Source organism: Dactylosporangium sp. NPDC051087 (genome assembly GCF_055586325.1).
Genome location: NZ_JBVJIJ010000008.1, coordinates 14,212 through 28,737 on the forward strand (window position 1 = coordinate 14,212; position 14,526 = coordinate 28,737).

13 protein-coding genes are annotated in these 14,526 nt (G+C 72.7%); 10 read left to right on the forward strand and 3 right to left on the reverse strand.

Annotated features, from left to right (window positions below; translation table 11 throughout):
* Window positions 1–55 precede the first annotated feature (55 nt).
* The 4 genes from ACZ6TV_RS16520 to ACZ6TV_RS16535 all read left to right on the forward strand — a co-directional run bounded on the left by ACZ6TV_RS16520 (window position 56) and on the right by ACZ6TV_RS16535 (window position 3,446).
* Window positions 56–481: a hypothetical protein gene (locus ACZ6TV_RS16520; RefSeq protein WP_465298020.1), complete on the forward strand. Its 426-nt coding sequence runs from the start codon at window positions 56–58 to the stop codon at window positions 479–481.
* Window positions 478–1,086, forward strand: a complete 609-nt coding sequence (locus ACZ6TV_RS16525; protein ID WP_465298021.1) for a hypothetical protein — start codon at window positions 478–480, stop codon at window positions 1,084–1,086. The genes ACZ6TV_RS16520 and ACZ6TV_RS16525 overlap by 4 nt, the downstream gene beginning before the upstream one ends.
* A gap of 68 nt (window positions 1,087–1,154) precedes the next feature.
* A complete protein-coding gene (locus tag ACZ6TV_RS16530) occupies window positions 1,155–1,817 on the forward strand; it encodes a hypothetical protein (protein ID WP_465298022.1) in 663 nt (220 codons plus the stop codon).
* A 159-nt stretch (window positions 1,818–1,976) separates the two neighbouring features.
* Window positions 1,977–3,446 (forward strand): GAF domain-containing protein, encoded by a 1,470-nt coding sequence (locus tag ACZ6TV_RS16535; protein WP_465298023.1) that lies wholly within the window; start codon window positions 1,977–1,979, stop codon window positions 3,444–3,446.
* A gap of 57 nt (window positions 3,447–3,503) precedes the next feature.
* On the opposite strand, the gene ACZ6TV_RS16540 is transcribed toward ACZ6TV_RS16535, so the two are convergent.
* Both ACZ6TV_RS16540 and ACZ6TV_RS16545 read right to left on the reverse strand, forming a co-directional pair.
* A complete protein-coding gene (locus tag ACZ6TV_RS16540) occupies window positions 3,504–4,559 on the reverse strand; it encodes a hypothetical protein (RefSeq protein WP_465298024.1) in 1,056 nt (351 codons plus the stop codon).
* A gap of 83 nt (window positions 4,560–4,642) precedes the next feature.
* Window positions 4,643–7,366, reverse strand: coding sequence for a hypothetical protein (locus tag ACZ6TV_RS16545; RefSeq protein ID WP_465298025.1), 2,724 nt, complete (start codon window positions 7,364–7,366; stop codon window positions 4,643–4,645).
* Between the two features lie 103 nt (window positions 7,367–7,469).
* On the opposite strand from ACZ6TV_RS16545, the gene ACZ6TV_RS16550 reads away from it, so the two are divergent.
* From ACZ6TV_RS16550 to ACZ6TV_RS16570, 5 genes are read left to right on the forward strand one after another with little or no spacing between them, the layout of a single operon-like run.
* Entirely contained in the window at window positions 7,470–8,258 is a 789-nt protein-coding gene (locus tag ACZ6TV_RS16550) for a class II aldolase/adducin family protein (RefSeq protein WP_465298026.1), read from the forward strand.
* A gap of 14 nt (window positions 8,259–8,272) precedes the next feature.
* The gene (locus tag ACZ6TV_RS16555) at window positions 8,273–9,523 is read left to right on the forward strand and encodes an amidohydrolase family protein (RefSeq protein WP_465298027.1); all 1,251 of its coding nucleotides are present in this window, start codon (window positions 8,273–8,275) and stop codon (window positions 9,521–9,523) included.
* An 11-nt stretch (window positions 9,524–9,534) separates the two neighbouring features.
* A complete protein-coding gene (locus ACZ6TV_RS16560) occupies window positions 9,535–10,287 on the forward strand; it encodes a FadR/GntR family transcriptional regulator (RefSeq protein WP_465298028.1) in 753 nt (250 codons plus the stop codon).
* Between the two features lie 40 nt (window positions 10,288–10,327).
* Entirely contained in the window at window positions 10,328–11,566 is a 1,239-nt protein-coding gene (locus ACZ6TV_RS16565) for an ROK family transcriptional regulator (RefSeq protein ID WP_465298029.1), read from the forward strand.
* Between the two features lie 48 nt (window positions 11,567–11,614).
* Window positions 11,615–13,090 (forward strand): LGFP repeat-containing protein, encoded by a 1,476-nt coding sequence (locus tag ACZ6TV_RS16570; protein ID WP_465298030.1) that lies wholly within the window; start codon window positions 11,615–11,617, stop codon window positions 13,088–13,090.
* 17 nt (window positions 13,091–13,107) lie between these two features.
* Here the strand turns inward: ACZ6TV_RS16570 and ACZ6TV_RS16575 are convergent, their stop codons facing one another.
* Window positions 13,108–13,893: a phosphotransferase gene (locus ACZ6TV_RS16575; protein ID WP_465298031.1), complete on the reverse strand. Its 786-nt coding sequence runs from the start codon at window positions 13,891–13,893 to the stop codon at window positions 13,108–13,110.
* A 245-nt stretch (window positions 13,894–14,138) separates the two neighbouring features.
* Between ACZ6TV_RS16575 and ACZ6TV_RS16580 the strand changes: the two genes are divergently transcribed.
* Window positions 14,139–14,477 (forward strand): hypothetical protein, encoded by a 339-nt coding sequence (locus ACZ6TV_RS16580; RefSeq protein ID WP_465298032.1) that lies wholly within the window; start codon window positions 14,139–14,141, stop codon window positions 14,475–14,477.
* Window positions 14,478–14,526: the final 49 nt, after the last annotated feature.

Below are 14,526 nucleotides of genomic sequence, written 5' to 3' on the forward strand. Positions count from 1 at the left end.
GTCGTGCGGTTCCGTGACCCGGGCCCAGGACCCTGCCCAGGACGACCGGTATCTCGTGCACCGCATCGTCGAGGTCCGCCCCGACCACACCCTGGTGACCAAGGGCGACGCCAACGCGGCCCCCGACAGCACGGCGTCGCCCTTGGTCACGGCCGGAGACGTCGTCGGCGTGGCCCGGCTGCGCGTGCCGTGGATCGGCCTGCCCGCCCTGTGGTGGCGCGACGGGCACCACCTCCGCGTGGTGATCCTGGCCATCGTGCTGGCGCTGCTGTGGTGGGCGCGACACCCCGACCGCGACGACGACCCTCAGGTCCGGCACCGCCCGGCCGATGCGGATTCGTTGCCGTCGAAGGAGGCATTGTGCACGACCAAACGAAACCGGCGCGTTCGCGCGGTGAGCGGGAGATCCCCTCCCACCGCGCGAAGCGTCGCCGGCGCCGCACCCGGCTGGCCGGATCCCTGGCCGTCGCGGTCGCGGTGAGCACCTCCGGCGCCGTCGTCTACCAGGCGTCCTCGGCCGCGTTCAGCACCACGACGGTCAACCCCGGCGACTCGTTCGCCGTCGGGGCCCTCACGCTGACCGACAACGACAGCAACTCCGCGATGTTCAACGTGGCGGGCCTGATCCCCGGCTCCAGCGGCTCGTCGTGCATCACCGTGTCGTGGTCGGGCACCGTGACCCCGTCGGCGCCGGTCCAGCTCTACGTGGCCGCCGGCGACGCCACCGACACCCCGGGCAGCGGCGGCGGGGGCACGTCCGCGTACATCAACTGGAGCGTCGAGAAGGCGGCCGGCTCGGGCATCTTCGGCAACGGCGCCTCGTGCACCGGCCTGGCCGGCCCGACGACCATCTTCGGCAACACCGCCGACACGGTGATCACCGCGGGCCGCATGCTGTCCGACTTCACCGCGAAGAACACCTACAGCGCGGCCGGCGCCACCAGCGTCTCCTCGGCGTGGACCCCGGTCGCCGGGGTGGGCAGCACGATGGTCTTCCGGTTCAACTACAAGCTGGCCACCGACACCCCGAACTCGGCCATGGGCGCCGTCGCGGTCGTCAAGATCACGTGGGAGGCCCGGAGCTGACCCGCTGATCTGAGTTCGACGGTACAGTTGGCGATCTCGATATCGAGATACGTGACGACGGGGGACTCGTGACGGCGGACCAGCAGGGTGCCGGGCCACGCGGCGGTGACAACGGCAGGTTCCACATCTGGATCACCTTCGCCGGCACCATCCTCGCCGCCGTCATCGGCGGCGTCTTCGCCCTCGTCGCGGCCAACCGGGACGCTCCGGAGCCGGCGCCCGGCGCGGGTGCCCCGCTGGCCCCGCAGCGGGCGAGCACGGGCACCGGCGCCGAACCGGCGGTCACCACGACCGGTGCCGGCTCGGCCCCGGCAGCGGCCGGCACCGGCGGCGGGACGGCGGTGCGGTGGTCCGGGCAGCTCGTCGGCTCGACCGGCGGCCTGACCGACGCCGTCGACCTCGACGCGCGGCCGCCACGGTCCCTCGACGACACCGCGGCGGAGGGTGACCTGAGCGTCAGCCGCCTCGGCGCCGGCCAGTTCGACCTGCGCAAGGCCGCTCTGGGCCTGCCGTCGTCGTTCGCCCTGTGGGACGGTGCGGGCACCGCGGAGTTCGCCCAGTGCCAGGAGGCGGCCGTCGCCCGGGGCGTGACCCAGCTCGCCGGCGTCGAGACCGGCGCTGTGCTGTGCGTGCACACCAACCAGGGCCGCACCGCCCGGCTCACCGTACAGAAGATCGACGCCAGGCAGGGCGCGGTGACCTTCGACGCCGTCGTCTGGGACGAGACCTGACCGCTGTGCTCCGGTGCGGACTGGTTCAGTAACGACACCCGATTACTCAGATCGGACTGTGGAATTACGGCATACCATTCTCGCGCGGAGACACGTGCCAATGGCGGATCTTGGGTAGACAGTGTCCCGGGGTGCACACGCCATGAGGAGGACCGGGACATGAGCACGCCGCACGTGTCGGCGATCGACCCAGTCCGGACCGCACGGGCGGTGCGCAGCCGGTCGCGGCTGCGCGCGGTCGCGGCGACGGCACTGCACGCCGCCGCGTACCCGTTGTTCGACGGCATCAGCGAGCAGACCAGCGCCAAGCTCCGTGCGCCGGTCGCGCTCGTGGTGCTGGTCGAGGCCAACCGGCAGATCTTCCCCGGCGCGGTCGGCCTGCCCGAGCCGTGGCAGCGACGCCGGGAGACACCGCTGACGCACTCCTTCTGCCAGCACGTGGTGGGCGGTGCCGGGCCGCTGGTGATCGCCGACGCCCGCCGCGACCCGGTCCTGCACACCAACGACGCGATCCGTGACCTCGGCGTCGTCGCCTACGCCGGAGCGCCGCTCGTGGCCGAGGACGGCGAGACGCTCGGCGCGCTGTGCGCCATCGACTCGCGGGAGCGCAGCTGGACGGAGCAGGAGCTCGCCGATCTCGGCGACTACGCGGCCGCCTGCAGCGCCCGCCTGCACGAACTGGCCGCCGGCCGCGATCTTGACGGTCCCGACCATTTCGCTGACGAGGACGCCGGCGACGACCGTGCCGTGACGGCCCGTGAGGGCACGGCACCCGGCGATCTGTGGTCGCCCCGGTCCCTGCCGCCCGGTCTGCTCCTGGACACCAGGCCGCCGCTGAAGTCGGCCAGCACCGAGCTGGTCCAGGCCGGCCGGTTCCGCGGCGATCCGGCCGCCGTCATCGTGCGCGTCGGCGACGACCGGGTCTCGGCCCAGCGGTTCCAGCGGCAGGTCGAGGTCGCCGCCGCGTTCAGCCGGCGCCCGCCGGCCGTCGTGGCCGGCGACCTGATGTGGACCGATCACGACTCGGTGCTCGTCGTCCGCCGTGCCATGGGCGCGCCGCTGGCGATCGACCCGCACGGCGGACCGGCTCCCGACGCCTCGCAGCTCGCCCGGCTGGCGCACGCGGCCGCGCTGCTGTCCACCTGGCGGCCGGATCCGCAGGACGCGCACCGCTGGCGCGTCGACTACCCCGCCGAGCTCGCCGAGCACCGGCGGGCCGGCCGCCTCACCGACCGCGAGACGCGCCGCGCGCTGGACCTCCTGGACCACTGCGACGACCAGCGGACGTTCGCGCACGGCGACTACCGGCCGGCCGGCGTCGAGGAGTTGCCGTCGGGGCGGCTGAGCTTCCTGTGCTTCGGCCGGGCCGGCATGTACCTCGCCGGCTACGACCTCGCGTCCCTGTACTTCTTCGCCGACACCCCGGCCAAACGGGCGCTCCTGCAGCACCGGGTCGTCGAGGCCGACGTCATGGAACCCTTCGCGGTCAACCTCGTGCTCGCCACCGCCCGCGCCGCGGAACCTCCGCCCGCGTCCGCGTCGACCGGCGACCTCGCGTACCGTCGCGACGCACTGGCCCGCGGCCGCCGCCGCGCGCAGGCCCTGCTCGACGACCTCGGCGTCCGATGACCGTCTCGCCCGGGGCAAGGAGCCGGGGTGGGCGCCGGACCGCCCACCCCGGGCTCGTCACAGGGCCGAGTTGGCGCTGATGGTGAATCCGGTGTTGACCCGCGAGCCGGCGGCGTTGAAGCAGGACACGTTGCGCACGTAGATGGCCGTGCCCACGTGCGTCGGCGGGTACATCATGTTGCAGAACTCGTTGCCCACGCCGTACGCCGTCACCTGGACGTTGTCCGGCGACACGGCCAGCTGTGGGAACGTGACCAGCGACATCCCGACGCCGCCGCCGGTGAGGGTGTTCTGGTTGAACCCGAGCTGCGAGTTGAAGTTCGTGCTCGGCCCGGCCAGCGGCGGCTTGAACAGCAGGTAGCCGAAGTACTTCGGCGGCCAGCCCGCGCCGTACAGGGACTGGTTGTACTGGTAGGTCAGCACGAACCGGGTCTTGAACGGCACGCCGGTGGAGTTGTAGCAGGCGACCTTCGCCACCTGACCACCCGCGCCGGACGTCCACTCACGGATCTTGCACCGGGCGACGGTGCTGTTGACGGCGGTGACCTGGACGCTGCCGTCGAGCGGTCCGGCGGTGCTCAGGCCGGGCAGCTTCACCTCGTACACCGCGGGCATCGCGGTCGGCGTGACGGTGTTGACCGCGCCGGCCGAGTTGTAGCTGTGCACCAGGGTGCCGGTCGCGTCGTCGTAGTCGACGTAGCCGAACTTGCCGTTGATCGACCCGGCCGGTCCCGAGCTGCTCTCGAAGAAGGCGCTGAACGCCGTCGCGATGAGCACCCCGCCGGGCATCGCGCACTGCACGACGACGATCTCGTCGGAGCCGGACGGCCCCCACTTGACCGCCTGGCAGAACCGCGCGGCCGTGCTGATGGCGGTCACGTGCACGACGCCGCCCTTGGCCGCCTGACCGGGGAACCTGATCGTGTAGACGCCGACCGGCCCGGTCGACACGGTCGTCGCCGCGGGCCACGTCGCCGACGGCACCACGGCCCCGTTGTACAGCACGAACCCGTGCGCGTCGGGCAACGCCGCACTCGCCGGCGAGCCGCCCGCGGCGACACCCCCGACGACCGCGAGCAGCACGGCGGACAACATTTGGAGCGTTCTGCGCATGAAACCCTCCTTCTGGCGGGAAGGGTGAACAGGACATCACGCAGGGAAGCACCTCTGTCGATCGACATCCGTAACTTCGACACCTACCCGACAGTGCCGTTCTGCGCCGGTGTGTCGAGCCCGGCCCGGATCTCCCGCAGGCGTCGGGCGATGTCCGGGTGGCGGGCGGCGAGACCGTCGAGTCCGGTCCGCAGCGCCAGGTGCTGCGTCCACAGCACGCCGCGGGTCTGTTCGAGGATCTGGACGGCGAGGGCGGGCTGTCCGGTCTCCAGTGCGCAGGCGGCGGAGCTGCCGGTCAGTCCGTCCGTGCGCAGCAGCATCCGCTCCTGGGTGCGGCGGCGCACCCCGTGCCAGGCCAGCAGGGGCAGCAGGTCCGCGGCGGCGCCGCAGGCCCGCAGCGCCACATCCCACTGCCCCAGGCCGGAGGCGAACTCGCCGAGCCGTGCCAGGACGCCGATCCGCGCCGCCGCCGGCGCCGCCGTGACCTGCGCCGCCTGCCACCAGTATGCGAACCCGTCCCGGGTCTCGGCCGCGGTCACCTCGGCCTCCGGTCGTGAGCGGGCGATGTCGAGCAGGTCGCGGAGCAGCCGCAGATGGCCGAGCGCCTCCAGGACGCCGAACCGTTCGAAGTGGTGCCCGGGCAGCCGGTCGAGCACGGCGGTCGCCGTCGTGATGGCCGTCGTCAGGTCGTCTTCGTCGGCCTGCCGCTGGAAGCGCAGGTGCAACGCACTGGCGTACGCCGCGCACACCGCGGTGTCCGCCCGTTCCGCCGTCTGTGCCGCGATCACCGTGCGGCACCGCTCGATCGCCTCGCCGAGGTCGGCGCCGGCGGCGTCCCTGGTGTACCGGACCAGCAGCCCGGAGATGAGGCGGTGCTGGCGCGATGCCCACATCGAATGGCCGGGCGGGGTGAGGTCCAGGGCGCTGCGGGCTGCGCGGATCGCCTCGGCGAGGTCCGTGGCGGCGCCGGTCTCATGGAACGAGGTGATCAGCAACCTGGCGAGCTCCGATAGGCGGGCGGGCAGCTCGGCGGCGCCGGCGGGCGCGGCGGCGATCGCGTGCCGGGTATGGTGCAGCGCCTCGGCCAGCTCGGCCCGCTCACCGGTCCGGGCGAACCGCGCTCCGAGCGCGATGGCGAGGTTGAAGCGCCACAGGGCGGCGCCGCCGGCATCGCCGTCGCACAGTTCGGCGGCCTCGCGCATCGCGGCGATCCCCTGGTTGGCCGACGAGATGTTGCCGTCGACCGCGAACTCCGCCAGCAGGGTCAGTCCAAGGCTGCCGACCACGTCGGCGCGTCGCGGGTGACCGGGTGGTGCGCTGTCGGCGGCGCGGCGACCCAGGTCGAGCGCGGTCGCGAGGTCGTCCGGCGTGCGCGTGCGCTCGAACCGCTGCCGCAGCGCGCCGGCGAGTGTGGCCAGGACGTCCGGCACCAGCCGCGCATCGGTGATGGTGCTCGCCGCGGTCCGCCCGAACATGATCGCGTTGTCGAGGTGGTCGGGGTCCCCTGACCGCTCGAAGGACTGCAGGCTGGTCAGCGCGGCCAGCTGCGGGTCGGTGGCGTTGTCCGGTACTGCCGGGGCATCCAGTGCCAGCGCGAGCGCGTGTTCGATCCCCGCCCGGTCGGGGTCGTCGGGTGGGCAGTCCCGCAGCGCGGCGCGACCGGCGTCGACGGCGGCGTCGAGGTCGGCCGCTCGCAACGTCAGCGCGTACCGCTCCCGCAGGCGCTCGCACTGCTTGCCGAGGACCGAGGCGCGCAGGCGGCCGGGACCGAGGACGGCGGCGGCGCGCCGCAACAGGTCCACCGCGCCGTCGAGGTCGCCGGGGTCGCGGTCGCGTCGCCAGCGCAGGTGCAGCACCTCGGCCCGCGAGACCATGGCGAGGGACCGGTCCGGGTGCGCCGGCAGCGCCGCCCGGGTGAGGTGCGCGGCCTCGTCCAGTGCGGCGGTGTCGCCGTGCAGCTCGTACCGCAGCCGCAGCGCCGTGCCGAGGATGCGGTGCATCTCGGCGAGCTCGGGATACCCGGTGCGGGTCGCCGCCACGGCCTGCCGCGACCAGCGGACCGCGTCGTCCAAAGTGGCCGGGTCGCCGTCCCGGCGGTGGACGCTCTGCAGCAGGTGCCCGAGGTTGGACATGAAGACCGGCCGCCTGGGATCGTCCGGCGCCACCAGCTGGAGCGCGTCGCGCACTCGGGCCACGGCCTCGTCGAGGGCGGCCGGCGATCCGGTCACCTGGAACATCGCGTGCAGTGAGACGCCCAGGCCGGACAGGCTCACGGTGCGGGCCCGGACGTCGGCGGCGCGGTCCACGGCAGACCGCAGGTGCGTGATCGACCGGTCGAGGTCGCTCGCCAGTCCGGTGACGCAGAACCGGCGCCATCGCGCGACCCCCAGGTCGTGCGACAGGTCACCGGCGCCGGGCGGGTCGCCGGCGAGCGCCTCCTCCGCCTTCGCGATACCCCGGTCGAGGTCGGCGAGCGTGCCGGTGCGCCCGTGGTCCAGCAGCGCGTGGGCGACGATCGCCGGCAGCCCGGCCGGCACCGCGTCCGGGTCGTGCCGCGCGACGACGGCGAACAGCCGCTCGACGGTCTCGATCTCCCCGACCAGGTCCGGCCGGGCGAGGTGCCGGCACAGGTGCAGGAACCCACCGGCGCGGGCGGCGGCGCAGACCTGGCCCGGCGCCGTCCCGGCGGTCCGCAGCGCCGCGGCGGCGAGCGCGGGGGAGTCGTCGGCGAGGACTCCGCGCGGATCGTCGTGCTGCAGGTACGCCTCGACGCGGCACCACACGGCGTCCAGGAGCTGATCGGCCACGCCCGTCACTGACGGACGTCCGGTCGCCCGAAAAACAACCAAGCGATTGCTTGATTCTCGGTACACCTGCCGCTTAATCTTCTAAAAGATTTGGAGGTGAGCCGTGACAGTCACGACAACACCGGACGTGCGTGAGGGCGGGTCAGCGGTCTGGTCGCCGCGCATCACGCCGCCGATCGGGGTCGACCTCACGGAGCGGCAGGCCCTCGCCTGCGCGTTCCGCATCCTCGGGCACAGCGGCTTCAGCGAGAACATCGCCGGGCACATCACGATGGTCAAGGACGGCGGACCGGACGGCGTCATGTGGGTCAACCCGTGGGGCCTGTGGTGGGAGGAGATCTCCGCGTCCGACCTGTGCGTCGTCGACCGCGACGGCACCGTCCTGGAAGGCCGCTGGGACGTCACCCCGGCCATCCACATCCACACCGAACTGCACCGCGTGCGGCCCGACGCCAGGGTCGTCGTGCACAACCACCCCTATTACGTCACCGTCCTCGCCGCGATCGGGGTGCTGCCGGCGATCGTGCACCAGACCGGCTGCATGTACGACGGCGACCTCGCCCTCGTGCACGAGTACACCGGCGAGGTCGACGACGCGGCGCTCGGCGCCGACCTGGCCAGGCGGATCGGCGACAGCTCCGTGGTGATCCTCGCCAGCCACGGCATCATCGTCACCGCCCCGACGGTCCAGGAGGCGACGTACCGGTCGGCGAGCATCGACCGCGCCTGCAAGCTCGCGTACGACGTCATGCTGCTCGGCCGTGACCCCCTGGAGATCGCCCCCGGGCTGCGGCACGGCATGAAGAAGTCACTCATCGAGCGCGGCACCGACGTGTTCTGGGCCGGTGCCGTGCGCTCCCTGCTGCGCCGCGAACCCGAAGTTCTGGACTAGAAGGGCATCCTCATATGGCATCGATCGACGAACTGTTGCAGAACAGCGCGTTCACCATCGCCGACCGGTCGAAGGTGACGTTCCTGCCGGACCCGCCGCGGCAGCCCCGCAAGTACACCTTCATCTCCGTCGACGACCACATCGTCGAGCCGCCCGACGCGTTCGAGGGCCGGATGCCGGCGAAGTTCGCCGAGCAGGCCCCGCACGTCGTGGAGAAGGACGGCAGCCACGTCTGGATCTACGACGGCAAGGAGTTCCCCAACGTCGGGTTCAACGCCGTCGTCGGCCGGCCCGTCGACGAGTACAGCATGGAACCCAGCCGCTTCGACGACATGCGCCGCGGCTCGTGGGACATCCACGAACGCATCAAGGACATGGACCTCAGCGGCGTCTACGCCTCGCTGTGCTTCCCCTCGTTCCTGCCCGGCTTCGCCGGCCAGCGCCTGCAACTGTCCACGAAGGACACCGAGCTGGCGCTCGCCGCGACCCGCGCGTGGAACGACTGGAACATCGAGGCGTGGTCCGGGGCGTACCCGGACCGGATGATCCCCTGCCAGCTGCCGTACTTCCTCGACCCGGAGGTGGGCGCCGAGGAGATCCGCCGCAACGCCGAGCGCGGCTTCAAGGCCGTCACGTTCACCGAGGCGCCGCACCTGCTCGGCATGCCGTCGCTGCACACCGGGCACTGGGACCCGATCATGCGCGCCTGCGAGGAGACCGGCACCGTCATCAACCTGCACATCGGCTCGTCGGGCACATCGCCGTCGACCGCGCCGGACGCCCCGCCGGACGTCGTCGGCGTGCTGTTCTTCGGCTACTCGATGTTCTCCGCCGTCGACTGGCTGTACTCCCGCATCCCGGTCCGCTTCCCCGACATCAAGATCGTGCTCTCGGAGGGTGGCATCGGCTGGGTGCCCGGCCTCGTCGACCGGCTCAACCACATGCTCAGCTACCACCAGATGTACGGCACCTGGAAGGGCATCGACCTGACCCCGGCCGAGGTGCTGCTGCGCAACTTCTACTTCTGCGCGGTGGAGGACCCGTCGTCGTTCGCGCTGCGTGACGTCATCGGCGTCGACCACATCTTCCTCGAGCAGGACTACCCGCACTGCGACAGCACCTGGCCGCACACGCAACGCACCATCGAGGAGGAGATCGGCGGCCTGCCCGACGCCGACGTGCGCAAGATGACCTGGGAGAACGCCTCCCGCGTCTACCGGCACCCGGTGCCACCCGCGGTCCAGAACGACCCCGACGCGTACTAAACTGCCAGTCCATGGTCTCCGCCGACCGGCTTGCCGAGCAGGTCGCCGATCATATCCGCGGCCAGATCCTGCGCGGTGAGCTCGCCGACGGCGCCCCGCTGCCCAAGTCCGAGGAGCTCATCCAGCGGTATCCGGTGAGCATGCCGACGTTCCGCGAGGCGATGCGGATCCTGGAGGCCGAAGGCCTCATCACGGTGCGCCGGGGACGGCTCGGCGGTGCGGTCGTGCACCGCCCGTCCCCGGCGAACCTCGGCTACAACCTGGGACTCGTCCTCGCCGCGCAACGCGCCGGCATCGACGACGTCGCCGTCGCACTGCGCCACGTCGAGCCGGCCTGCGCCGCCCTGTGCGCCGGCCGGCCCGACCGGGCCGTCGAGGTGGTCCCCGTGCTGCGGTCCCTGCACGAGGAGTACGTCGCCCGCATCGACGACCTGGTCGGGGTCGTCGGCGTGTCCCGGCGCTTCCACGAGGCCCTCGTCGGGCTGTGCGGCAACCCGCCGCTCATCGTCCTCGCCGGGGCGCTGGAAGCGCTGTGGTCCAGCCACGAGCAGGACTGGGCCACCCGCATCCGGGAGACGACAGGTGTACCGCTGCGCGAGCGGCGCGCCGCCGGCGAGGTGCACGGCCAGATCCTGGCGCTGATCGAGGCCGGCGACGCCGACGGCGTGCACCGGCTGGTCACCGAGCATCTGACCTCCGCGCAACGCAACCCCAGCCCGGCCTCGGCCGTGATCGACGCCGGCCTCATCCGCCGCCAGCCGTGAATTGACGCTCCGTGCCCGCGGCGTGCTTTGCTATGGGGCGATGGTGAGTGTGGAGCGGGTTGTCGTGGAGCCGATCGACCAGGTCGCGGTCCGGCGCGCCAACCTGAGCCGGACGCTGCGCCACATCCGCGCCAACGGGCCCGGCTCCCGCGCCGCGATCGCCGCCGCCACCGGCCTGCACAAGACCACCGTGTCGAGCCTCGTCGAGGAGCTGCTCAGCCGCCGCCTCGTCCGCGAGACCGGCCTGGAGCGCTCCGGCACCGCCGGCCGCCCCGGCCGCCACGTGGCGCTGTCCCCGGAGCTCGGCGCCGTCGGCATCGAGATCAACGTCGACTACCTGGCGGTCCACGGCTGCGACCTGACCGGCCGCACCGTCGTCGAGCGGCGGGTCGGCTTCGACGCCCGTCGCCGCGACGTCGACGGCTGCCTCGCCGACCTGGCCGCGGCCGCCGACCGCGCCCTCGCCGAACTCGCCGACCATGCGGTGACCCCGGTCGGGTTGACCGTCGCGGTGCCCGGCCTCGTGGACGTCGCCCGCGGCGTCGTGGTCGTCGCTCCCAACCTCGGCTGGAGCGATGTGCCGGTGGTGTCCCGCCTCGCCGCCGGCCTCGACCCGGCGCTGCAGGTCGGCGTCGACAACGACGCGAACCTCGCCGCGCTCGCCGAACACACGTGGGGTGTCGCCGCCGGGACCGCCGACCTCGTGTATCTCACCGGATCCGTAGGCGTCGGCGGCGGCGCCATCACCGGCGGGCGGCTGCTGCGCGGCGCCGACGGCTTCTCCGGCGAGATCGGCCACCTCCCCGTCGAACCCGAGGGCGACCCGTGCGGGTGCGGGCGGACCGGCTGCTGGGAGACGAAGGTCGGGCTCGCCGAGCTGGTCCGCCGGATCACGCCCGAGTTCGCGTACGGCCTCGGCGACGGACCGGTCCCCGACCCCCGCGAACGCATCGCCGAGGTGCGCCGCCGGCTGGACGCCCGCGACCCGGCGGCCCTGGCGGCTGTCGCGGGGATCGGCCGGTGGCTCGGCCACGGCGGCGCCATCCTCGTCAACCTGTTCAACCCGCGGGTCGTGGTGCTCGGCGGCTACTTCGCCGACCTCGCCGACCACCTGATCCCCGCCGCGCAGGCGCAGCTCACCCGCCTCGCCATGGCGTCCCCGGCGGCCCGGTGCCACTTCGTCGCCTCCGACCTCGGCTTCACGGCCGCGGCCCGCGGCGGCGCCGGCGCGGTCATCGAACGCCTCATCGACGACCCGTCCTCAACCCCGGCGAGTTGAACCGAACGTCTGTCGATGACGACCGTGCGTGCCTGCCACAATGTGCCCGTGACGGACGTCGAGGCGAACATCCCCGGTGGCAAGGGCGTCCAGGTCGGCAACAACAACACCCAGTGGAACATCTGGTGGCACGACCGCCGGCTCGACGCCCCCGCGCTGGAGGCGCTGTCGGCGTCGCACGCCGCCGACCTGGTCGCCGAGCTGCCGTACAACGAGGCGGTCCAGGCCCTCGCGGCGATGCGGGTGGCCGCGTCCGCCGAGGTCGCCTGGGTCCTGCTCCGCAAGCACGAGGCCCTGGCGGTGTCCCTGCTCGGCACCATGAACCGGAGTCGCTCGCAGCCGATCGTCGACGCTCTCGTCACCAGGATCGCGTGGGTGGAAGGGCTGCCGCTTGCCGCCGAGGCGATCGAACGGGCTGAGATCGAGTACGGCAGTGAGCTCGGCGTCAAGGTCGGTCACCTGTCCCGGGCCACCCCGTTTCCGCAGGGGATGCAGGGCTTCCTCCGGGACTACGCGCGCGGCAAGATCTTCTGGAGTAACGGCGGCGGTGTGCAGGTCGTGCCTGCGGCGTTCGCGGAATATCATGTGGGTGACTGGCGGCTCGGATTTCCGTTGTCACCGGTGTCGCCCGCGGACACTTCGCCCGGCTTCGAGACCGAGGGCACACGGCAGCACTATGAGACGTCGACGGGAGTCTATTCCCAGGGCGTCTGCGAGCGACTGGGCTACGCCTGCGGGGGGACGGTCTACAGTTCCAAGCACGGCGAACACGCGACCGGCGGCGCGATCGGCCAGTATTACGAAGGCATCGGTGGCTCCGGCAGTCGGCTCGGGTTCCCGATCGGTCGCGCCGCCAAGGCCGGCCCGTCGCGGGCGGCAACAGGCGATGGAGCCACCGGCGGAACACAACGGTTCGAGGGCGGCACGATCTGCTGGTCGGACAAGACCGGTGTCGTCGAGGTCCGGCGTGACATCGCCGAGTATCACGATGGCCTGGGCGGCGTCACCGGTGTGCTGGGGTTCCCGGTCGGCGTCATGCTGCGGGCCGCGACGTCGCCGTTCGGGACCGAAGGCGATTTCCAGCGGTTCGAGGGTGGCTACGACTACCCGGACGACATCGTCTCGCACTGGACCGAGGCCGAGGGCATCGGCGGCTGCACCGTCTACGCCAGCGAACCCCACGGCGTGCACGCCGTGCGCGGAGGCATCGGCGAGCTGTACGAGCGGATGCACGGCACCGGCAGCTGGCTCGGCTTCCCGACCTCCGGCGAGATCGACGGCCGGACCTCACCCGAGCAGGAGTGGCGGTGCCACGCCACGTTCGAGGGCGGCGCGATCTACTGGACAGCCCCGCACGGCGCGGTCGCGATCACGCGCCCCGTCCTGGACCTCCTGACAGCCGACACCACCATGGCCGGACGACTCGGGTTCCCGATCGCCACCGAGGACCGCGTCGTGTACTTCGAACACGGCGTGGTGACCACCCGCAACGACGTCGCCGAGGCATGGCTCCGCCCGGCATAGGCCCGGGCTGAGGCGTCTCAGGCGGTCCCGCGGTCCACCCAGAAGTCGTCCGGGAGGGCCTCGACGTCGGTCGCGGACCGTTCGAGGAGGTCGGCCATCGGCAGCAGGGCGGTCGACGCCGCGTCCCCGGCCTCGGCCATCCGGCGGATCACGCCCGCCTGCCGCCGGGCCCGTCGCGGCACCACGGTCGCGAACGCACGCCGGTCGTCGTCGTGGCCGTACGCGTCGAGCAGCAGATGGAGCCGGCGGGACCGCTCCCGCAGGTCGTGCCCGCTCAACGGCGAGCCGTCCGGCGGCGACGCGAGCGGCACCCAGGTCAGCGCGGAGAACGCCAGGTCCCAGGCCCGTGACGACGGGCCGGCGATGTCCCAGTCGCAGAAGCCGACCAGCCGGTCGCCGTCCACCACCGCGTTGAACGGCGACGCGTCCTGGTGCCCGACGACCAGCCCGGGACCCATCGTGCCGCCGATGAACCAGCGCTCGTCCCGCGGCGGCGGGAAGCCGGCCGTCAGGTCATGGACCCGCCGCAGCCACCGGCCGACCTGGGCCAGCATCGAGTCGGCCGACGCCCAGCCGGGCCACGGGACCTGGTCGCCGATCGTCTCCCCGGGCAGATAGGAGAGCATCTCGCGACCCTGGTCGTCGAAGCCGAGCGCGCGGGGAGCGGCGTCGAAGCCGGCCTCCTCGAGGTGCCGCAGCACCGCGTGCACCGTCGCGGTCCACGGCGAGGCCGGCTTGTGGACGACACCGCCGATCAGTACGGCGCCGGTGGTCTTCCCGCCGGGCAGGGCCTCCTCGCGCATCAGCGCTGTCTATCAGGCACCGGCGGGGCGGCGACACCGAATTTCGCGGCGGCCGGTCGCCGCGTGGCCCACGATCGCGCCGACGCCAGGCGGGTCGGCAAGCGCATCGACCAGCGTGGAGGCAGGACGTGACGGACGGCAGCGCGCCCGCGGCGCGGGCGCTGGTCCGGCCGATCGTCGGTTCCCGGGCGGTGCCGGTGGCTGTCACAATCGGCCGGGGTTCCCGTGACGGAAGGTGATCTGCGATGACGGGTGTCGAGGTGATCCTCGCGGCGCTGGCGGCGGGGGCGGTGGCGGGCGGCACCGACGCGGCGAAGGCGGCGGTCGTGGACGCCTACACCGGCCTGCGCGACGCGCTGCGCCGCCGGTTGACGGGCCGCGGCCGGGCCGCGCTCGACGCCGGGGAGCCGGCGGCGCTCGCCGAGGAGCTGACCGCGTCGGGCACCGACCGCGACGAGGAGGTCCTCACCCTCGCCCAGCGGCTCCTGGAGGAGACCCGCGCCCCGAAATACACCGTCGACCTCCGCGACGCCAAGGGCGTCCAGGTCGGCGACGACAACATCCAGCACAACACGTTCAACTGAAGGCGGCCCGATGCCGGAACCCGCGACCGCCCAGGGCGCCCAGCACGGC